The sequence below is a fragment of the Caulobacter sp. UNC279MFTsu5.1 genome, assembly GCF_900114015.1.
Lineage (GTDB): Bacteria > Pseudomonadota > Alphaproteobacteria > Caulobacterales > Caulobacteraceae > Caulobacter.
In genome coordinates this window covers 54,385-75,143 of the sequence record NZ_FORN01000010.1, presented here as the reverse complement: position 1 = coordinate 75,143, position 20,759 = coordinate 54,385, and the positions used below count along the sequence as shown (strand labels likewise).

Here is a 20,759-nt window from a genome sequence, read left to right as displayed (position 1 = left end):
TGGCGGTCGCCGCCCGGCCGATGTACGACCATGGTCGTATGGTTCGCCCCCCTTTTGTCTGACAGATTCCTGCGAGGCCATCGTCGATGGACTCAACGAAAAACGGGAGGCTGCAGGATGAGTGTTGTCAGTCGCGCACGCGGGGGATCATCCTTTTTGAGCGCTTTGTTCGCGACCAGCGCGGTCGCGGTGATCGTATCAGCGGGATCCGCCAACGCGCAGACGGCGCAGGTTCCAGCGCCCCCCGCGGCGCCTGAGCCCGCCTCCGCCACCGCGCTCTCCGAAATCGTGGTCACCGGCTCCCGGATCCGGTCCACCGGCTTCACCGCGCCCACGCCGACCCAGGCCCTGGGCCAGGCCGACCTGGAGCGCAACGCCGAGCCGAACGTCTTCACCACCATCGCCCAATTGCCCTCCTTGCAGGGGTCGACGGGCGCGACCACCGGTACGTTCAGCACCTCGAGCGGTTCGCAGGGTTTGAGCTCATTCTCGCTGCGCGGCCTGACCCCGATCAGGACGCTCACCCTGCTGGACGGCCAACGCGTGGTTCCCGCCAACATCACGGGTGTTCCCGATATCAGCCTGTTCCCGCAACTGCTGGTCCAGCGGGTCGACGTCGTGACCGGCGGCGCGTCCGCCTCCTACGGCTCTGACGCGGTCGGCGGCGTCGTCAACTTCATCACCGACAAGAAGTTCGAAGGTTTCAAGGCCAATGTCGCCGGCGGCGTCACGACCTATGGCGACAACGAGCAGTTCCTGCTGCAGGTCGCCGGCGGCAAGGCCTTCCTGAACGATCGCCTGCACGTCCAGGTCAGCGCCGAATATGACGACGAAGAAGGCGTGCCCGCCGGCGGCTTCGGCGAGGACGCGCCGGGCAGTCGCGACTGGTACACCACGGCCACCCTGATCAATCGCGGCGTCACCAACGACGGCTCGCCGCAATACCTCTACCGCGAGCACGCCCAGGCCTATCAGTACACCAAGTACGGCCTGATTAGCGCAGGGCCTCTGCAAGGCACCGCCTTCGACCAGAACGGAAACCCGTTCCAGTTCCAGTACGGCTCGAACGGCGTGCCGTCCAAGGCCGCCAACGGCGCGGTGATCGGTTGCTACTCGAATGGCGGCTTCTGCGTCGGCGGCGACCTGTCGGGCAATGTCGGCGTCGGCACGTCGCTGCAGTCCGAAATCAAGCGGATGAACAGCTACGGCCGGATCGCCTACGACATCGACGATAACAACGAGATCTACGCGACCCTGAACGTCGCCCGTGTCGAATCCAGCAACCAGCCCAATCCGGGCGCGGCGACGACCGGCCTGACGATGTCGTGCTCCAATCCCTATCTGCCGGCGTCGGTCGTGGCCGCCTGCGCCGCCAACAACATCACCAGCTTCACCTTCGGCACCAGCAACGCCCTGCTGCCTAGGAACATCTCGGTGCATCCGACGCGGACGCAGTATCGCGGGGTGATCGGCGCCGACGGCAAGTTCACCGCCCTCGGCACGGATTGGCGCTACGACGCCTACTACCAGCACGGCGAGAACACCACGAACATCCATGTTCGCGACATCCTGCTGAAAAACCGCTACAACGCGGCTGTCCAGGCCGTCCTCGTCAATGGCCAGATCGTCTGCGCCGACCCCGTGGCGCGGGCCAACGGCTGCCAGCCGATCAACGTCTTCGGCGGACAGCGGCCCAGCGACGCGGCGCTGGCCTACATCACGCCCGAGAACGGCCCGTACCAGCATTCGGTCCAGAAGCAGGATGTCGCCAGCATCAACTTCAGCGGCGAGCCCATCAACGGATGGGCGGGACCCGTGGCCTTGGCGTTCGGCGCCGAGTATCGCCGCGAGGCCTACCACGTCCAGGGCGACCCCTATGGCGACGGTTCGGCGGCTTCGCCCTACACCGCCGACTATCCGGCGGATCCATTGCTCGCGACGGCGGGAAACAACTGGTACGCGGGCAACTATCACTCCGGCGCCGGCAAATACAACGTCAAGGAAGCGTACGCCGAAGTGAACGTGCCGCTGGTGAACTCCGAAGCCGCGGGCAAGGCCAACCTCAACGCCGCCGGCCGCTGGACCGACTACAGCACCTCGGGCACGGTCTATACCTGGAAGGTCGGCGCCACCTGGGACACGCCGGTCGACGGCGTCCGCCTGCGGGCGGTGACCTCGCGCGACGTCCGCGCGCCCAACCTGTCGGAGCTTTACGCCGCGCCGGTCACGACCACGCTGCCCAACTTCACCATTCCCTCGAACGGCACGCCTCCGCCCGGCCAGCCCGCGGGCCCCGGCGCGCTGCTGGTTCTCCAGAACGTGGTCGGCAACCCGAACCTGAAGCCGGAAATCGCCAAGAACGCCAGCCTCGGCGTGGTGCTGTCCAACCCCAAATGGCTGCCGGGTTTCAGCGTGTCGGTCGATTGGTACAACATCGTCCTGAACGGCGGCATCTCCAGCCTGAGCGCTCAGCAGGTCGTCAACTTCTGCTATGCGGGTCTGACGCAGTATTGCGGCAGCTTCAATTTCGCCCCGCCGGCCGGCACGACGCCCTACGTCAACGCCCAGGTGTTCAACCTGGCCTCGATCAAGACCAGCGGTTTCGACATCGAAGCCAGCTACCGGTTCGATATCCCGAGCGTGCCGGGCCACTTCGACCTGCGCGCCCTGGCGACCAACACCCACAAGTTCGTCACCAATCAAGGCTTCCCCGGCGGCTCCGTCATCGACACCGCGGGCCAGAACTCCGGGGCCACGCCGGACTGGAAGGTGCTCGCCGTCCAGAGCTGGAGTTCGGACCGGTTCATGCTCAGCCTGCAGGAGCGCTGGTTCAGCGACGGCGTCATCGGCGGCCAGTACATCGAGTGCGCCGCCGGCAGCTGTCCGGTGGGTAGAACCGCAGCCGACAACAACAACTACCCGACCATCGACTACAACCAGATGAAGGGCGCCACCTACGTGGACCTGAGCGGATCCTATGAGGTGAAGAAGGGACTGACGGCCTATTTCAAGGTCGCCAACCTGTTCAACCGGGATCCGACGCCATCGCCCCAGACCAACACCGGCCTGGACGCCAATCCGGCGCTCTACGACCTGCTGGGCCGGTTCTACCACGTCGGCCTGCGCTACAGCTTCTAACTCAAGCCGCCCAATCCCCCCCCTCCCCCCTGGGCGGCCGCCCGGATCGGCACGGCTTCACCGCCGTACCGGCCCGGGCGTTTTCTCGTGGTGGGCGAGGGCCTATGAGGTCTTGGCGCGGACCGAGGGCAGGGCTTGCGCCGTTCGGGCCGGGTGGCGAAGGCGCGAGGCGCGGGCTCCCGCTCGCACGCCGTCGCCGTGTGGAACAAGCTTGGAGAGGTGCTCGTGCTGCTGAAAGTCGTTGGGGTGATCGGCCTGGCTCTGGTCTTGTCGACCTCGCCCGCAAGCGCCGAACCGGCGGAGCGGGGCCCGGCCTCGCGCACTTGGACCGCCGACAACGGCGACGGCACGTTCACCAACCCGCTGTTCTACGACGAGTTCTCCGACCCCGACATGATCAGGGTCGGCGACGACTTCTATCTGACGGGCACGACGATGCACGCCATGCCCGGCCTGCCGATTCTGCGCTCGCGGGATCTGGTGAACTGGCGTTTCGTGGCCTACGCCTCGGACAAGCTGGACCTGGGTCCGCAGTTTCGGCTGGAAGATGGCCGAGAGATCTACGGCCAGGGCATCTGGGCGCCGAGCTTTCGCCACCACGACGGCGTCTTCTACATCTTCAGCAATGTGAACGGCCAGACCACCCAGGTCTTCCGCGCGACCAGCCCGGCCGGGCCGTGGACGCGAACGCCGATGAAGGTCTCGCTGCACGACCTTTCGGTGCTCTTCGACGACGACGGCAAGGTCTATGTCGTCTGGGGCTACGACGAGGTCCTGTTCGCCCAACTGAACGATCAGCTCACGGACATCGTGCCGGGCACTCAGAGGATCATCATTCCGAAGGGTTCGGGCATGGGCGAGGGCTCGCATTTCTACAAGATCGACGGCCGCTACTACATCACCAGCGCCGTCTGGGACGGGCCGATGCGGCTGGCGGCGGCTCGGGCCGATCGGCCGGAGGGACCCTACGAGGTCAATCGCGCCGTCAGCATCGACGAGGACTTCGGCCTCGCCCAGGGCAACCGGCTGGAGGGCGACAGGATCCGGCCGGGCGACCCCGAATCGCGCGGACGGCATTCGCTGCACCAGGGCGGGGTGATCCGGACGCCGGCCGGCGAGTGGTGGGGCTATTCGATGATGGACTACAACGCCGTGGGCCGGCTCACGGCGCTGTCTCCGGTGACCTGGAAGGACGGCTGGCCCTATTTCGGGCTTCCCGGCAATCTGGGCCGCACGCCGCGCGCCTGGGTGAAACCGAAGACGGCTAAGGTGGAGCCGATCTCGGCCCCGTACGAACGGGACGACGACTTCTCCGCCCCGACGCTCAAGCCGATCTGGCAGTGGAACCATGTCCCGGTCGACGACAAATGGTCCCTCGCCGAGCGGCCCGGTTTCCTGCGCCTGAAGACCCAGCCGGCCAAGAGCTTCTGGGAGGCGCGAAACACCCTGACTCAGCGGGCGATCGGTCCGCGGTCGTCGCCGGTCGTCAAGCTCGATCCGTCGGGTCTGCGGCCCGGGGACGTGGCCGGCCTGGCGCTGCTGAACAAGCCCTATGCCTGGATCGGGGTCGAGCGCGACGGCGACGGGCTGAGCCTGGTGCAGTTCAACGCCTATACGGGCGATCGCGCGCGGGTTCCGATCCCTGTCGGTCCGATCTGGCACGCCGACTTCCTCGCCGAGAAGAGCCAGTTCAGCTATTCGGCCGACGGCGAGCACTTCACGCCCCTGGGCGGCCCGTTCGACATGGTCTTCCAGCTGAAGACCTTCCAGGGCGTCCGCTATTCGCTGTTCGCCTACAACCAGGCTGGGCAGGCCGGCGGCCACGCCGACTTCGACAGCATCAGGGTGCGCGAGCCCGATCCTCACGGACTGATGCGACCGATCCCCTACGGCCAGGCCGTGCGCCTGACCGGGTTCGGCGCCGCGACTGGCCTTGGCGTCGAGGCCGGGCGCCTGCAAGCGGGGCCGCCGACGCCTTTCACCGTCGTGGACATGAAGCTGGGGCGCGTGGCGCTCAAGTCCGGCGGGGCCTACCTCGCCGTGGACCCGAGCGGCGGCGTCAGCCTGTCGGACGGCCGCCCGGGCGCCGGTCAGAGCTTCCAGTGGATCGAGACGCCGACCGGCGAACTGGTGCTGATGTCCCTGGCCACCCATCGCTTCCTGAGGATCGATCCGGCCACCGGCAAGGTGTTCGCCGACAGCCCCGGGCCGGCGCCGGACGGGCGCGACGGCGTCCGCTTCCTCTGGTCGACCGGCGCGTCGAAGAGCCGGCCGGCGAAGTGAAGGCGATCGCGGCCTATTCGGCCGCGATCTGATCGGGCGACCTAGCCCAGCGGTGCTCCGGAACCGGCAGGCCCAGGTGGCCGCGCAGGGTGTCGTGCTCGTATTCGGTGCGGAACAGGCCCTTGGCCTGGAGGATCGGCACGACCTTCTCGCGGAACTGGGCGAACGCGTGCGGTCCGGTGACGTGGAGGATGAATCCGTCGACGGCGCGGCCGACGAACCAGCGCTCGATCTCATCGGCGACGGTCTGGGGCGAGCCGACGAAATTGGCCTTCCAGCGGCCGAAGCGCTCCGCCGCCTGGCGCACCGTCAGGTTCTCGGCCCGGGCGATGCGGACGATGCGCTCGGCATGGCCCTTATAGCTGTTGAGGCTGAGCTTGCTGACATCAGGGAACGGGCCGTCCAGCGGATACTGCTTGAAGTCGTGGTAGCCGAAGGCGCGGCCCAGCTCGACCAGCAGCTTTTCGATCTCGCGGCCGCCGGCCTGGGCCTCGGCGATCGCCTGGGCCTCCTCGTCGGTGTCGGCGATGATCGGGGCGATGCCCGGCAGCACGCTGATGTGGTCGGGATCGCGGCCCAGGGCGGCGGCGCGGGCCTTCAGGTCGGCATAGTATTCCTGGGCGTCCTCGAAGGTGTCGACGCCGGCGAACACGCCCTCGGCGATCCTGGCGCCCAGGTCACGGCCCGCGCCGCTGACGCCGGCCTGGAAGATCACCGGCTGGCCTTGCGGCGAGTGTGATATGGCCAGGGGACCGGCCACCGAGAAGTGCTTGCCCTTGTGGTTCAGCGCATGCTGCTTGGTCTTGTCCAGGAAGACGCCGGCGGCCTTGTCGCGCGGGAAGGCGTCGTCCTCGTAGCTGTCCCACAGGCCCTGGACCACCTCGACGAACTCGCCGGCCCGCTCATAGCGCTCGGCATGGTCGAAATGCTCGTCGCGGCCATAGTTCCTCGCCGCGCCTTCCAGGCCGGTGGTCACCACGTTCCAGCCGGCCCGGCCCTTGCTGATGTGGTCCAGCGAGCCGAACTGGCGGGCGACGTTGTAGGGCTCCCAGTAGGAGGTGGTCAGGGTGCCGACCAGGCCGATCTTCGAGGTCGAGACCGCCACGGCCGACAGCAGGGTCAGGGGCTCCAGCCGGTTGAGGAAGTGCGGGGCGGTGTCGGGGGTGATGAACGGGCTGTCGACGATGAACACCAGGTCGAACTTGGCGGCCTCGGCCAGGCGGGCGTTGTCGATGTACCAGTTGATGTCGATGCTGGCGTCGCCGGGCAGGGCCGGATCGCGCCAGCGTGTGTGATCGGTGCCGACACCGGCCAGGATCGCGCCCAGTTTGAGCTGGCGGGTAGGATGCTGAGTCATGGTCAAGCCCTCGAAATTGGAGCCTGAGGCTACGGTTTCACGCCGTTCTCCGATAACGAGCACTGCTGAACAGGGCGATTTGCGTTGATCAATTGGACGTCAAAATAGTCAATAATTACAGAGTGTTTCTGGTTTTCTTTCATCGGTCCTAGGAAAATTGCACGCCTCGAACGGGCGGCGCCGAGGTCGGCCGACAAGGTTGGGGCGCCCGTCATGGCGGCGGGCGCCCCAGGAGGTCTCGTTCGCGTCGGAACGCGTCAGTTCAGGTCCAGCCGGTCGGCGTTCATCACCTTGTTCCAGGCCTTCACGAAGTCCTTCACGAACTTGTCTTGCGAGTCCGAGCAGGCATAGACCTCGGCGAAGGCGCGCAACTCGGCGTGCGATCCGAAGATCAGGTCGACGCGGGTGGCGGTCCACCGCGGCTCGCCGCTCTTGCGGTCATGGCCCACGAAGGCGTTGGCGGCGGTCGGACTCCACGTCGTGTCCATGCTGAGCAGGTTCACGAAGAAGTCGTTCGTGAGAACGCCCGGGCGGTTGGTGAAGACGCCGGCCTTGGAGCCGCCGGTGTTGGCGCCCAGGACCCGAAGCCCGCCGACCAGGACCGTCAGTTCCGGCCCGCTCAGGCGCAGCAGCTGGGCGCGGTCGACGAGCGCCTCCTCGGGCGCCATGAACTGCGGGCCGTTTTCGCGATAGTTGCGGAAGCCGTCCGAGATCGGTTCCAGCGGCGCGAAGGAGTCCGCGTCGGTCTGCTCGGCCGAGGCGTCCATGCGTCCGGGCGTGAAGGGAACCTCCGTCGGCGTCCCCGCGTCCTTGGCCGCCTTCTCGACCGCCGCGGCGCCGCCCAGGACGATCAGGTCGGCCAGCGAGATCTTCTTCCCGCCGCTGGCCGAGCCGTTGAACTCGGCCTGGATCGCCTCCAGCGTCGCCAGCACCTTGGCCAGGGCCGGCGGGTCGTTCACCTCCCAGTCCTTCTGCGGCGCGAGGCGGATGCGCGCGCCGTTGGCGCCGCCCCGCTTGTCGGAGCCACGGTAGGTCGAGGCCGACGCCCAGGCGGCCGAGACGAGCTGCGGGATGGAAAGCTCCGACGACAGGATCCTGGCCTTCAGAGCGGCGATGTCCTGGGCGTCGACCAGCGGGTGGTCCACGGCCGGGATCGGGTCCTGCCAGATCAGCGTCTCCTGGGGCACCAGCGGGCCGAGATAGCGTCCGATCGGTCCCATGTCGCGGTGCGTGAGCTTGAACCAGGCGCGGGCGAAGGCGTCGGCGAACTGGTCGGGATTCTCGTGGAACCGCCGCGAGATCTTCTCGTATTCGGGATCGAAGCGCAGGGCGAGATCCGTGGTCAGCATCTTGGGCGGATGCCGCTTGGCGCCGTCGTGAGCGTCGGGGATGTCGGCCGGGGCGTTCTTGGCCTGCCACTGCTGCGCGCCGGCCGGACTCCTGGTGAGCTCCCATTCGAACTTGAAGAGGTTGTCGAAGAAGTGGTTGCTCCACTTGGTCGGCGTCTGGCTCCAGGTCACCTCCGGGCCGCCGGTGATGGCGTCGGCGCCGACCCCGGTTCCGTGCTTGCTCCTCCAACCCAAGCCTTGGGCTTCGATGGCCTCGCCCTCCGGTTCGGGGCCGACGAACGAGGGATCTCCGGCGCCGTGGGTCTTGCCGAAGGAGTGGCCGCCGGCGATCAGGGCGACGGTCTCCTCGTCGTTCATCGCCATCCGGGCGAAGGTTTCGCGGATGTCCCGCGCCGCGGCCACGGGATCGGGATTGCCGTTCGGCCCTTCGGGATTGACGTAGATCAGGCCCATCTGCACGGCGCCCAGCGTCGGGTGCAGCTGACGCTCGCCGCTGTAGCGCTCGTCGCCCAGCCAGGACCCCTCGGGGCCCCAGAACAGCTCCTCGGGTTCCCAGGTGTCGGCTCGGCCGCCGCCGAAGCCGAAGGTCTTGAAACCCATGGACTCCAGGGCGACGTTGCCGACCAGGACGTAGAGATCGGCCCACGAGATCTTGCGGCCGTACTTCTGCTTGATCGGCCACAGCAGCCGGCGAGCCTTGTCCAGGTTGGCGTTGTCCGGCCAGCTATTGAGCGGCGCGAAGCGCTGTTGCCCGCCGCCCGCGCCGCCGCGGCCGTCGGCGATGCGGTAGGTGCCCGCGCTGTGCCAGGCCAGCCGGATGAACAGACCGCCATAGTGGCCGAAGTCGGCCGGCCACCAATCCTGCGAGTCGGTCATCAGCGCGCGCAGGTCGGCGATCACCGCGTTCAGGTCGAGACTCTTGAATTCCTCGGCGTAGTTGAAGGCCTCGCCCATGGGGTCTGAGCGCGGCGAATGTTGATTGAGGCTCTCGAGGCGCAGGTTCTGCGGCCACCAATCGCGGTTGCCCTTGGCGCCCCTTCGCCCCATCGGGCATTGGGCTTGAGCGCTGTCTTCGACCTTGGCGTCCATCGTCGTCTTTCTCCGCGCTGGCTGGTTCTGATCGCCGAGTTCGGCGCCTGCCTAGACAACGCTCTTCACGCCATTGGTAAAATTGATTGTTCCTATCAAAGCGATAGTCGAAACCTTTGCCGATCCGGGGCGGACGAGATGTCCGACCGCGCCGGCGGTCTCAGGCGACGGCGCGACGGGTCTTGCGGGCGGTGAAGCGATTGGCCGGAACTTCGATCCCGAGGCTTTCGCGGAAGGTCGCGCCTTCATACTCCTCGCGGAAGATCCCGCGCTTCTGCAGCAGGGGGACGACTTCCTCGATCAGCAGCTGGAACTGGCCAGGCAGGGACTCGCCGATCACGAAGCCGTCCGAGGCGCGGCTGTCCAGCCACAGTTCGAACTTGTCGGCGATCTGTTCGGGCGTGCCCACCAGGTCGCCGCGCGGGGTGGCGAAGCGCAGGGCCACCTGGCGCAGGGTCAGGTTCTCTTCCTCGACCGCCTTGGCGATCTTCAGCGTCGCCGACTGCGAGCTGTTGACGCCGCGGCTGAACACGTCGGGGAAGGGGGCGTCGAGGTCGTAGGCGGTGAAGTCGTGGTCGTTGAAGCCGCGCCCCAGCATGGCCAGGGCCGACTCGATCGACACCAGCTCGGCGCGCTCCCGCCAGCGGGCCTCGGCCTCGGCCTCGGTGGAGCCGATGATCGGCGCGGCGGCGGGCAGGATGAACAGGCTGTCGGGGTCGCGGCCGAAGCCGGCGGCCCGCGCCTTGACGTCGGCGTAGTAGGCGCGCGCCTCCTCGACGCCGCCATGGCCCACGAAGATGGCGTCGGCGCGCTTGGCCGCCAGGTTGCGGCCGTCCTCCGAAGCGCCGGCCTGGAAGATCACCGGCTGGCCCTGGGGCGAGCGGGCGATGTTCAGCGGCCCCTTCACCGACAGGAACTCGCCCTTGTGGTCCAGGGTGTTGAGCTTGTCGGGATCGAAGAACACCCCGCTGGCCTTGTCGTGGACCAGGGCGTCGTCCTCCCAGCTGTCCCAGAGGCCCTGGACGACGTCGAGATATTCGGCCGCCAGGCGGTAGCGGACGTCGTGCGCCAGGTGCTCGGCCTTGCCGAAGTTCTCGGCCGAGCCCTCCAGCCACGAGGTGACCACGTTCCAGCCGCCGCGGCCGCCGCTGATGTGGTCCAGCGAGGCGAACTGGCGGGCCACGTTGAAGGGTTCCGAATAGGTGACGCTGAGCGTGGCCACCAGGCCGATGTGCTGGGTCACCGCCGCCAGAGCCGACAGGATGGTGATCGGCTCGAAGCGGTTCAGGTAGTGCGGACTGGACTTGGCGTTGATCGACAGGCTGTCGGCGATGAACAGGAAGTCGAACCTGCCCTGTTCGGCCAGGCGAGCGGCGCGGCTGTAGTACTTGAAGTCGGTGCTCGCGCCGGGCTGGGCGTCGGGATGGCGCCAGTCGGTCCAGGTGCGCCCCGCGCCCTCGATCATGTGGCCGAGCTTCAACTGCCTGCGCTTCGCCATGACGGCCTCCAATAGACGTTTCGGCGGCATGACTGTCATTCGGCGCTGGGCGCGACAATGGAGTTTGATCAATAGGGCTTATGAGTTCTTATCATTGGTGCTTATGATCACTCGTCATGAAGACGCATATTAAGCGTATAGATATATAATTCTCTGAGATGGATTGAAGGAATACTGCGTCGCGCCGCTGGTCTGGATTGCCCATGTTGCCGGTCGTCGCGGCGTTGCTCGCCGCGCATCGACCGCATCAGGCGAGGAGAGGCCCATGAGCGCCACCATCACCGGTCTTCGCGAGAAGGCGGGACTGAGCACCATCCCCCTCAATCCGACCATCGGCTCGGAAGTCGGCGGGATCGATCTGCGCCAGCCGCTGGACCGCACGCAGCGCGATGCGCTGAAGGCCCTGCTGCTGGAGCGCAAGGTGCTGTTCTTCCGCGACCAGGACATCACCCGCGACCAGCAGCTGGCCTTCGCGGCCAATTTCGGCGAGGTCTACGCCCACCCGACCGGCGGGGTCGAAACCCACCGGGCCGTCCAGCCGATCTCGGCCCAGGCGCTGAAGGACTACGACGTCCGCGAGAACCACTGGCACACGGACACCAGCTGGCGGGTCAATCCGTCGTTCGGCGCGGTGCTGAAGGCCGTGCACATCCCCGAGGTGGGCGGCGACACGATCTGGGCCGACGGCGGCGCGATCTATCGCGGCCTGTCCGACGACCTGAAGGCGGCGGTCGATGAGCTCTATGTGATTCACGACTACCAGGACGCCCTGAACCGCTCGGGCGAGCGCTACCCGCTGGTCGCCCATCCCGCCATCCGCACCCATCCGGAGACCGGCGAGGACGTCTTCTGGATCAATTTCAGCCTCAAGCCGCGCTTCGTCGACCTGGCGCCGGAGGAGAGCCGGGCGCTGCTGGCTCGGCTGTACGACGAGGTCAAGAAGCCTGAACACCACGCCCGCTTCCGCTGGCGGCCCAACTCGGTGGCCCTGTGGGACAACCGCGCGGGCCTGCACTACGCGGTGCGCGACTATGGCGACTTTCCGCGGGTGATGGAGCGGGTGCTGATCGGCTCCGACGACATTCCGTACCGCGAGCGCCGCGCGACCTGACCTGACGGCGCGCCGAGGGGCCGACGGTGCGCCGCTTCCACCTTGAGACCAACAACACGACGCGGCGGCCGCGAGCCCCGCGCGGGGGATAGACTTTTGCCTTACTCGACCCGGGCCCAGGCCCTGACCTTGCCTACCCGACCTTCGCTTGAACAGACCTTCCGGACCGGCCTGCTGGCCTGCGCCTCGATCCTGACCGTCGCGGCCCTGGCCGCACCGGCTCGGGCGGCCGACGTCGCCGCCGCGCCGCCAGTCGTCGATGCCCCGCCGGCGGCCATCGAGGGCGCCGTCGCCCTGGACGGCGTGATCGTCACCGGCGTGCGCGGCGTGCGCCGCACGGTGGCCGACAGCCCCGCTCCCGTGGACGTGATCTCCAGCGAGCAACTGACGGCGACCGGCAAGGTGGGCCTGAAGGAGGTGCTCAACACCCTGATCCCGTCGTTCAACCTGCCGGGCATCAACGGCGGCGGCACCTCGTGGACGGTGCGGGCCGTCACCATGCGCGGCCTGAACGGCGACCAGGCCCTGTTCCTGGTCAACGGCAAGCGGCGGCACGGCACGGCCCTGATCAACAACCTGGCCCGGGTGGGGCGCGGCGGCGCGCCGGTCGACCTGGACCTGATCCCCGCCTCGGCCATCGAGCGCATCGAGGTGCTGCGCGACGGCGCCTCGGCCCAGTACGGCTCGGACGCCATCGCCGGGGTGGTCAACATCATCCTCAAGAAGGACGCGCAAGGTGGGTCGTTCAGCTACACCGGCGGCCAGAACTATCTGGGCGACGGCGACACCCGCAGCGCCACCCTGAACTACGGACTGCCGCTGGGCGACCAGGGCGGTTTCCTGCAACTGGCCCTGAACTGGAAGAACAACGAGGCCGCCTCGCGCTCGGTCCCGTCGCGAGCCCAGTACATCTATCAGCCGACCGTCGCCACGGTGGGCGGCGCGACCATCGTCACACCGGATTCGCGCGACGCCGCCGCCGACCGCTACTCTTGGGGCCACGGCTACGGCCCGGGCGAGGAAGACATCCTGGCGGCGTCCTACAACGCCGAACTACCCTGGAAGAACCTGACGCTCTATTCGACCGGCACGCTCAGCCACCGCGCGTCGAAGAAGAACACCGGCAGCTTCCTGCCCAACCTGGCGCCGGTGGCGGGCGTGACCGCCGGCCGGCCGCAGAACCGAAATTCGCTGCCCGAAGTCTATCCCGACGGCTTCAACGCCCTGCGGCGGATCTTCGAGCTCGACTTCCAGACCACCCTGGGCGCGCGCGGCCAGGCCAGGGGCTGGGACTGGGACCTGTCGACGACCTTCGCCCAGGACCATGCCCAGCTGGACGGCCAGAACACCCTCAACGCCACCCTGGGTCCCGCCAGCCCGACCTATTTCCACCTGTCGACCCACCAGTTCCAGCAGTGGACGACCAATTTCGACGTCACACGCCAGTTCGAGGGCGTGCTGTCGCGCCCGGTCCAGGTGTCGTGGGGCCTGGAGCAGCGCTACGAGCACTTCCGGATCGAGCCGGGCGACAAGGCGTCCTACATCGTCGGGGACTACGTGATCCCCGCCGGCCAGCCGTTCGCCGGCCTGCGGCCCAATCCCGGCCTGGCGTCCTACGCCGGCACCGCCCCGGAGGACGCCGGATCGGTCAGCCGCAACGTCTACGCCGCCTATGTCGAGGTCGGGACCAACTTGACCGAAACCTGGTACGTCGGCGTGGCCGGCCGGCACGAACGCTATACGGGCGACGTCGGCGACACCACCAGCGGCAAGCTGACCACGCGCTGGGAATTCCTGCCCGGCTACGCGGTGCGGGCCACGATCAGCAACGGCTTCCGCGCCCCGTCCCTGGCCCAGTCGGTGTTCGCCAGCTCGACGATCAACGGCGCCCTCTGCGCCGCCGCGCCCAACAACGTCTTCCGGGGCGCGCCCTGCACGCCAGGCGAATATCTGACCTTCCCGACCAAGGTGCTGCGCGCCGACTCCGCCGAGGCCAAGGCCCTGGGCGCGACGCCGCTGAAGCCCGAGACCTCGACCAACTACAGCTTCGGGATCACCGCCGAGCCGACCAGCCGCCTGCGGGTCACGCTGGACGCCTACCAGATCGACATCGACGATCGCATCGTCGACACCAGCAACCTGGACCTCGGCGCCGCCCAGCTGGCCTCGCAGCCGGCCCTGACGCCGCTGCTGGCGCGCTTCCCGCAGGGGCTGGCGGCGACCTACTACACCAACGCCGTCTCGACCCGCACGACTGGCGTCGACCTGGTCGGCGAATACGCCTTCGACCTCGGCGCCTGGGGCCGTCTGAACCTCAACGCCGCCTACGCCTTCAACAAGACCAAGATCGCCCGGCGGATCGCCACGCCCGCGGTGCTGAAGGCGGTCAATCCCAACCTGGTGCTGTTCGACCGCCAGAAAACCGCCGACCTGACCGTCGGCACGCCGCGCAAGAAGCTGATCCTCGGCGCCTTGTGGAGCCGCGACACAGTCACCGCCAGCCTGCGGACCACGCGATATGGCGAGTACACCGAGGCCGGGACCTCCGCCGATCTCGACCGGACCTACAGCGCCAAGTGGGTGACCGACCTCGACATCGCCTGGGACGTCCGTCCGACCACCAACATCGCGATCGGGGCCAACAACCTGTTCGACGAGCACCCCGACAAGATCGGCATCGTCAACGCCGACACGGGCATGAACCAGTTCGGCCTCTTCTCGCCCTTCGGCATCACCGGCGGCTACTACTACGCCCGCCTGACCCAACGCTTCTGAGGGAGGGCGCCATGCAAAGACGCAGCCTGATCGCGACCCTGACCGCCGCCGCCCTGCTGGCCGGATGCGGGGGCGGCGGGGCGGGGGACGGCCCGGCTCCGCTCAAGGTCGGCAGCCAGAGGGGCGGGACCAAGGCGATCCTGGTCGCCTCCGGCGCCCTGGAGGGCGCTCCCTACAAGATCGAATGGAGCGAGTTCGCCGCCGCCCAGCCACTGCTCGAGGCGGTTGGGGCCGGGGCGGTCGATCTGGGGGAGGCGGGCGACGCGCCGTTCCTGTTCGCCTATGCCGGCGGGTCCAGGATCAAGGCCGTTCAGGCCGGCAGGAGCGGCGGCTCGTCGACCGCGCTGCTGGTCCGCAAGGGTTCGACCATCCACGACCTGGCCGGCCTGCGCGGCAGGAAGATCGCCACGGGGCGCGGCTCGATCGGCCACTACCTGCTGCTGCGGCTGCTGGAGGAGGCCGGCCTCAAGCCGACCGACGTCCAGATCGTGTTCCTCGGTCCCGGCGACGCCAAGGCGGCCTTCACCAGCGGCGCGATCGACGCCTGGGTGACCTGGGGCTCGTACGTCGCCCTGGCCAAGCTGCACGACGACGCCACGATCCTGGCCGACGGCGACGGGCGGCTCGGCGGCTACGGCTACGAGGCGGCCAGCGAGGCGGCGATCGCCGGCAAGCGACCGCAGGTCGAGGACTTCCTGCGCCGCCTGGCCAAGGCCCGGCGCTGGGCGGGGGAGCACCCGCAGGAGTTCGCCGCCGCCCTGTCCAAGGAGACCGGCCTGCAGCCGGACGTGGCGCTGTACACCGTCCAGCACTATCGCATCGCGCCCTCGGCGATTGACGACGCGGCGGTGGCCGAGGGCCGGGCCGTGCTCGACCGGTTCCGGGCCGCCGGGGCGGTGACCTCGACCCGCGACCCGGCCGGGGCCTTCGACCGGTCGTTCAACGCTGCGGTCGCGCCATGAGCCTGACCCTGGCGACCGACGTGCTGGTGATCGGCGGCGGCCTGGCCGGGACCTGGGCCGCCATCGCCGCCGCCCGCGAGGGCGCCGAGGTCGTCCTGGCCGACAAGGGCTATTGCGGGACCAGCGGCGTGACCGCGACGGCCGGTCCCGGCCACTGGTGGGTTCCGCCCGAAGCGCGGGAGGCCGCGGTGGCCGACCGGCTGACGCGCTCGCTGGGCCTGGGCGACCCAGACTGGATGCGGCGGATCCTCGACCTGACCTGGATCAGCCTGCCGACCCTGCGCGGCTATTACGACTTCTCGACCGACGACCAGGGCCAGCCGTTCTATCGCGGCCTGCGCGGACCGGAATACATGCGGGCGATGCGCAAGCTGGCGCTGGACCAGGGCGTACGCATCCTGGACCATCATCCGGCCCTGGAGCTGCTGCGCCACGGCGACGGGTCGATCGCCGGCGCGGCGGGCCTGGCTTTGCGCGGCGAGCGACCGTGGACGATCCGGGCCGGCGCGGTGGTGCTGGCCACCGGCGGCTGCGCCTTCGCCTCGCGCCTGCTGGGTTCGGCCACCAACACCGGCGACGGCCTGCTGATGGGCGTCGAGGCCGGCGCCGACCTGTCGGGCATGGAGTTCAGCAACTACTACACTCCGGCCATGGCCGGCACGAACATGGCCCGCTCGATGGCCTACAGCTTCGCGCGCTGGTTCGACGCCGACGACCGCGAGCTGGACATTCCGCCGGGGCCTGATGTGACGCCGAATCTGGCGCGGGCCTTGTTGTTGGGCCCGCTCTATTGCCGCCTCGACCGCGTGCCCGAGGACATCCGGCGGGTGATGCCGCAGGTGCAGCCCAACTTCGTCCTGCCCTTCGCCCGCTGGGGCGTTGACGCCTATCGCGACCGCTTCGAGGTGACCCTGCACCCCGAGGGCACGGTGCGCGGGATCGGCGGGCTGCGCGTGGTGGACGAGGCCTGCCAGACCCAGGTCCCCGGCCTGTTCGCGGTCGGCGACGCGGCCAGCCGCGAATTGGTGACCGGCGCGATCTCGGGCGGCGGAGCGGTCAATTCGTCGTGGGCGCTGTCGTCGGGCCAGTGGGCCGGGGCGGGCGCGGCGCGGCTGGCGCGGGGGCAGGGGGCGCGGGCCGAAGACCTGGCGGTGGCGACGGGCCGCGCCGGCCTGCGGCCCCATCGCGCCGCGCGGCCGGTCGACGTGCGAGCCGCCGTCCAGACGGTGCGCGACGAACTCAACGCCTACGACCTCAACATCTTCCGGCGAGGCCCGGCCCTGGTCCGGTCGGCCGAACGGCTGGACGACGTCTGGACCGACCTGGCCGCCCATGCGCGCGGCGAGGGGCGGGCGTCCCTGCGGGCGCGCGAAGCCGCCGCCCTGGTCGCGGCCGGGCGCTGGAGCAAGGCCTCGGCCCTGGCGCGGCGCGAGAGCCGCGGCATGCATCGTCGCGAGGACGCGCCGGGCCTGGATCCCCGCTTCGCGTCGCGCCAGCGCGCCGCCGGCCTGGACCGCGTCTGGACCGCCTTCGAGCCGGTCGCCGCCCAGGCGGAGGTGGCCTGATGATCGAGGTCGTGATCGAGGACCGCTGCACGGGCTGCGGCGACTGCGTCGAGGCCTGTCCCAGCGACGTGCTGGCGCTCGGTCCCGAAGGCAAGGCGATCATCGCCCGCCAGGACGACTGCCAGACCTGCCTGCTGTGCGAGCTCTACTGCCCGGCCGACGCCCTGTTCGTCTGGCCCGACTGCGAGGCGCCGGCCGGGATCACCGCCGACCAGGCCCTGGCCTCGGGCCAGCTGGGCGCCTTTCGCCGCGACTCCGGCTGGGGCGAGCACGTCGGGACCTTCACCAACCAGCACTGGCGCATGGGCTCGATCTTCGAGCGGGCCCGGCTGGCCGCCATCAAACACGCCGCCATTACCAAAACCGAGGAGACGAAACCATGAGCCAAGACAGCCTGGCCAAGCAACTGGCCGACCTGCACGCCGAGCGCGTCCGGACCTGGGATCCGGCCGCCCTGAAGATCAACATCGACCAGCGCGCGACCCTGGTCGCGCAGGCCGATCCGTCCTCCTGGATCAAGGTCGGCGACCGCGTCGAGCCCTTCACCCTGCTGGACGTCGAGGGCGGCGAACTGACCCTGAAGGGCCTGACCGCCAAGGGGCCGACGGTGCTAGTGTTCTTCCGCTTCGCCGGCTGTCCGGCCTGCAACATCGCGCTGCCCTATTACGAGCGCGCCCTGCAGCCGACGCTGAAGGCCCTGGGCGTGCCGCTGGTGGCCGTCAGCCCGCAGGTTCCAGAGCGGCTGGGCGAGATCCGCGTGCGCCACGACCTGAGCTTCAAGGTGGCTTCCGACCCCGGCAACGCCCTGGGGCGGCGGTTCGGGATCCTCTACACCGCCGACGAGGCCAGCCAGGCCGCCCAGTGCGCCAGGGGCGGCTCGATCGGCGAGACCACGGGGACCGGGACCTGGGAGCTGCCGCAGCCGACCGTGGTGGTGATCGGCCGCGACCAGGTCGTGCGCTTCGCCGACGTCAGCCCCGACTGGCTGGTTCGCACCGAGGCCGAGCCGGTGATCGCCGCAGTCCGGGCGCTGGCCGCTGTTCCCGCGGAGTCCTGACGGCGAGGCGGGGTCTACCGCAACGCCCGGAACAGGGCCGCGGCGACGTCGTCGGCCCTGTCCTCGGCGACATTGGTGAAGCTCAGCAGCAGACCCTGGCCCAGGTCGTGGCTCAGGCATTGGCCGGACAGGGGAGACGGCTTGAGGCCGACCTCCAGGGCCCGCCGCGCCAGCTCGGCGTCATCGGCATCGGCGTGCGGAAACCGCGCCAGCACGTGCAGCCCGCCGGCGCGGAGCACGATCTCGATCCGGTCGCCGAACCGGCGTTCCAGAGCCGCGACAAGGGCGGCCCGACGGGCCTTGTAGGCCAGCATCATGCGCCGCAGGTGCCGGGCGAAGTGGCCCTGCCGCATGAACTCGGCCACGGCCAACTGCTCGAACATCGCCACGCCGCGATGACGCAATTGCTGGGCGGCCCCGGCCGCCTGGGCCCATTGCGACGGCAGGACCAGATAGCCCAGCCGCAGCGACGGCAGCAGCGTCTTGCTGAAGCTGCCCGCGTAGAAGACGCGGTTCCGCAGGTCCAGGGCCTTGAGGGCGGCGGGCTTGCGGCCGCTGTAGTGGAACTCGCAGTCGTAGTCGTCCTCGAGGACCCACAGGTCCGACGCGGTCGCCCAGTCCAGCAGGGCGCGCCGGCGGCGCGGGGAGAGAGGGACGCCGGTCGGGAACTGGTGGGTGGGGGTGACCACCGCCAGCCGGGCGTCAGGCGCGTGGGCCTGGCCCCAGTCGACGCGCAGGCCTTCGTCGTCCACCGGCACGGCGGTGATCGCCATGCCGCGCGCCGCCAGCGTCCGCTGGGCGAAGCCGTAGCCGGGGTCCTCGGTCCAGACCGCGTCGCCCGGCTTCAGCACCAGCTCGGCCGTCAGGTTCAGGGCGTCCTGGAAGCCGTGGGTCACCACGATCTGGTCGATCGCGCAGGTGATCCCGCGCGACACCGCCAGGTAGGCGGCGATCGCTTCGCGCAGGGCCGGCAGGCCCATGGGATCGGGATACAGCATCTCGGCGGCGGACAGCTGCCGGGCCTGCCGGGCGTGGATCCGCGTCCATGTCTTGCGGGGAAAGAGGTCCAGGGCGGGCAGGCCCAGCTGCAGCGGCGACCAGCCCGGATCGGGCGGCGGGCCGCGCGTCGGCGAGGCGGGCTTCGGCGTCGGGGTCAGGGTCAGGCCGGGCGTGACGATGGTGCCGCTGTGGCGGCGCGAGACCAGGCAGCCTTCGCCGGCCAGGCGGGCATAGACCGCATCGACCGTGCCCCGCGCCACGCCCAGCTGGGCGGCCAGGTTGCGGGTCGAGGGCAGCCGCGCGCCCGGCGGCAGGCGTCCGTCGCCGATCGCGTCCTGGATCCGCTCATAGAGCTGGCGATGCAGCGAACCTTCGCCGGCGCGATCGACGGCCAGGGCGGGAAAGGGGAGGACGGCGGTCATTGGCCTAATCATTTTCATCGAAAGCGGCCCTAGGCAATGAGCCAATGATCGTCCTCTATCCGACCGCCGGAGAGAGTTTCGGCGGCCGGAGACGCCCGTGGACATCCCGAACACCTCGCCCACTCGCCTGGAGCGCGACACCGATGCATCGTGGTCCCGGGCCGCGCCCTGGCTGCCGGTCGCCCTGGCGATCCTCTATCCGTGGGCGCTGCGGGCGTTTCACGCGGCGATCGCGACGGGATCGACCGCCGGAGCGATCGGGGCGGGGCTGTGGCTGGCCGTCGCCTTCGCCCTGCCGCTGGCCGGCTTGGTCCTGACCCTGGTGGATGATCCGCTGCCGGCGGTGGGGACGTTGGGACCGGCGGCGCGCCGCCTGGGCTTCGCGGCCCTGGCGGCGCCGCCGCTGTTCGTCCTGACGGGCGTGGTGGCGGGCCTGCTGCATTCGCCTGTCCGCGACGTCTGGATCTGGCCCGTGGCCTGGATTCTGGCCGGCGTGACGGCTTCGCTGGCCCGGTCGCCCGACGCGCCGGCGCCGACCCGGGCGTCGGGCCGTCTGCGCGTGGTCCACGGCGTCACGGGGGCGTTGATCCTGCTGTTCGTGGCGTTCCACCTCTCGAACCATCTGACCGGCCTGTTCGGCCCCGAGGCGCACGGTCGGATCATGAAGGCCGGCCGGGTGATCTACCGGTCCTCCATCGTCGAGCCGCTGCTGGTCGGCCTGCTGCTGTTCCAGGTGGCCGTCGGGCTGCGGCTGGCCTGGCGCTGGAGCGCGGGACGGATGGACCTGGCCCGGACGATCCAGGTCGGCTCGGGCGCCTATCTGGCCGCCTTCATCCTCACTCACCTGAATTCGGCGCTGGTGTCGGCCCGCGCCGTCCACGGCATCCAGACCGACTGGGCCTGGGCCAGCGGCGCGCCGGACGGCCTGCTGCTGGACGCCTGGAACATCCGCCTCGTGCCGCACTACGCCCTGGGCGTGTTCTTCGTCGTCGCCCACCTGTTCTGCGGCCTGCGCGGCGTGCTGCTGGCCCACGGCGCGCGTCCGGCCGTCGTCCAGCGCGTCTGGTGGGCCGGCCTGGGGCTGGCGGCCGCGCTGTCGGCGACGATCATCGCCGCCCTGTGCGGCCTGCGGCTGGGCTGACGACCCGGCCCGC

The 20,759-nt window shown here is 69.4% G+C and carries 13 protein-coding genes; 9 read left to right on the top strand and 4 right to left on the bottom strand.

What is annotated here, in order from left to right:
* Positions 1-117 precede the first annotated feature (117 nt).
* Both BM066_RS08105 and BM066_RS08100 read left to right on the top strand, forming a co-directional pair.
* Positions 118-3,138, top strand: coding sequence for a TonB-dependent receptor plug domain-containing protein (locus BM066_RS08105; RefSeq protein WP_029589464.1), 3,021 nt, complete (start codon positions 118-120; stop codon positions 3,136-3,138).
* 225 nt (positions 3,139-3,363) lie between these two features.
* A complete protein-coding gene (locus BM066_RS08100) occupies positions 3,364-5,421 on the top strand; it encodes a glycoside hydrolase family 43 protein (RefSeq protein ID WP_089926107.1) in 2,058 nt (685 codons plus the stop codon).
* Between the two features lie 13 nt (positions 5,422-5,434).
* On the opposite strand, the gene BM066_RS08095 is transcribed toward BM066_RS08100, so the two are convergent.
* From BM066_RS08095 to BM066_RS08085, 3 genes are all read right to left on the bottom strand, one after another.
* Complete coding sequence (locus BM066_RS08095; RefSeq protein ID WP_089926104.1) at positions 5,435-6,778, bottom strand: LLM class flavin-dependent oxidoreductase; 1,344 nt, start codon at positions 6,776-6,778, stop codon at positions 5,435-5,437.
* 257 nt (positions 6,779-7,035) lie between these two features.
* Positions 7,036-9,216 carry a catalase/peroxidase HPI gene (gene katG, locus BM066_RS08090; protein WP_029589465.1) on the bottom strand — a complete coding sequence of 727 codons (2,181 nt, stop codon included), beginning with the start codon at positions 9,214-9,216 and terminating at the stop codon, positions 7,036-7,038.
* 160 nt (positions 9,217-9,376) lie between these two features.
* Complete coding sequence (locus BM066_RS08085; RefSeq protein ID WP_029589466.1) at positions 9,377-10,714, bottom strand: LLM class flavin-dependent oxidoreductase; 1,338 nt, start codon at positions 10,712-10,714, stop codon at positions 9,377-9,379.
* 265 nt (positions 10,715-10,979) lie between these two features.
* Between BM066_RS08085 and BM066_RS08080 the strand changes: the two genes are divergently transcribed.
* From BM066_RS08080 to BM066_RS08055, 6 genes are all read left to right on the top strand, one after another.
* A complete protein-coding gene (locus BM066_RS08080) occupies positions 10,980-11,825 on the top strand; it encodes a TauD/TfdA dioxygenase family protein (protein ID WP_018113236.1) in 846 nt (281 codons plus the stop codon).
* A gap of 96 nt (positions 11,826-11,921) precedes the next feature.
* Entirely contained in the window at positions 11,922-14,600 is a 2,679-nt protein-coding gene (locus BM066_RS08075) for a TonB-dependent receptor plug domain-containing protein (protein ID WP_018113237.1), read from the top strand.
* A gap of 11 nt (positions 14,601-14,611) precedes the next feature.
* Positions 14,612-15,562: an ABC transporter substrate-binding protein gene (locus BM066_RS08070; RefSeq protein ID WP_018113238.1), complete on the top strand. Its 951-nt coding sequence runs from the start codon at positions 14,612-14,614 to the stop codon at positions 15,560-15,562.
* Complete coding sequence (locus BM066_RS08065) at positions 15,559-17,127, top strand: FAD-dependent oxidoreductase (RefSeq protein ID WP_018113239.1); 1,569 nt, start codon at positions 15,559-15,561, stop codon at positions 17,125-17,127. The genes BM066_RS08070 and BM066_RS08065 overlap by 4 nt, the downstream gene beginning before the upstream one ends.
* Complete coding sequence (locus BM066_RS08060) at positions 17,127-17,510, top strand: 4Fe-4S dicluster domain-containing protein (protein ID WP_089926101.1); 384 nt, start codon at positions 17,127-17,129, stop codon at positions 17,508-17,510. Before BM066_RS08065 ends, BM066_RS08060 begins: the two co-directional genes overlap by 1 nt.
* Positions 17,507-18,184: a peroxiredoxin-like family protein gene (locus BM066_RS08055; RefSeq protein WP_089926098.1), complete on the top strand. Its 678-nt coding sequence runs from the start codon at positions 17,507-17,509 to the stop codon at positions 18,182-18,184. Before BM066_RS08060 ends, BM066_RS08055 begins: the two co-directional genes overlap by 4 nt.
* A gap of 14 nt (positions 18,185-18,198) precedes the next feature.
* Here the strand turns inward: BM066_RS08055 and BM066_RS08050 are convergent, their stop codons facing one another.
* Complete coding sequence (locus BM066_RS08050) at positions 18,199-19,605, bottom strand: MocR-like pyridoxine biosynthesis transcription factor PdxR (protein WP_089926094.1); 1,407 nt, start codon at positions 19,603-19,605, stop codon at positions 18,199-18,201.
* Between the two features lie 97 nt (positions 19,606-19,702).
* Between BM066_RS08050 and BM066_RS08045 the strand changes: the two genes are divergently transcribed.
* The gene (locus BM066_RS08045) at positions 19,703-20,746 is read left to right on the top strand and encodes a hypothetical protein (RefSeq protein ID WP_089926091.1); all 1,044 of its coding nucleotides are present in this window, start codon (positions 19,703-19,705) and stop codon (positions 20,744-20,746) included.
* The last annotated feature ends 13 nt before the right edge of the window (positions 20,747-20,759 follow it).

Bases quoted from the DNA above. Each gene is read 5' to 3' on its own strand.
- BM066_RS08105 (WP_029589464.1), top strand. From the start codon at position 118: ATGAGTGTTGTCAGTCGCGCACGCGGGGGATCATCCTTTTTGAGCGCT.
- BM066_RS08095 (WP_089926104.1), bottom strand. From the start codon at position 6,778: ATGACTCAGCATCCTACCCGCCAGCTCAAACTGGGCGCGATCCTGGCC.
- katG (WP_029589465.1), bottom strand. From the start codon at position 9,216: ATGGACGCCAAGGTCGAAGACAGCGCTCAAGCCCAATGCCCGATGGGG.
- BM066_RS08085 (WP_029589466.1), bottom strand. From the start codon at position 10,714: ATGGCGAAGCGCAGGCAGTTGAAGCTCGGCCACATGATCGAGGGCGCG.
- BM066_RS08080 (WP_018113236.1), top strand. From the start codon at position 10,980: ATGAGCGCCACCATCACCGGTCTTCGCGAGAAGGCGGGACTGAGCACC.
- BM066_RS08070 (WP_018113238.1), top strand. From the start codon at position 14,612: ATGCAAAGACGCAGCCTGATCGCGACCCTGACCGCCGCCGCCCTGCTG.
- BM066_RS08065 (WP_018113239.1), top strand. From the start codon at position 15,559: ATGAGCCTGACCCTGGCGACCGACGTGCTGGTGATCGGCGGCGGCCTG.
- BM066_RS08060 (WP_089926101.1), top strand. From the start codon at position 17,127: ATGATCGAGGTCGTGATCGAGGACCGCTGCACGGGCTGCGGCGACTGC.
- BM066_RS08055 (WP_089926098.1), top strand. From the start codon at position 17,507: ATGAGCCAAGACAGCCTGGCCAAGCAACTGGCCGACCTGCACGCCGAG.
- BM066_RS08050 (WP_089926094.1), bottom strand. From the start codon at position 19,605: ATGACCGCCGTCCTCCCCTTTCCCGCCCTGGCCGTCGATCGCGCCGGC.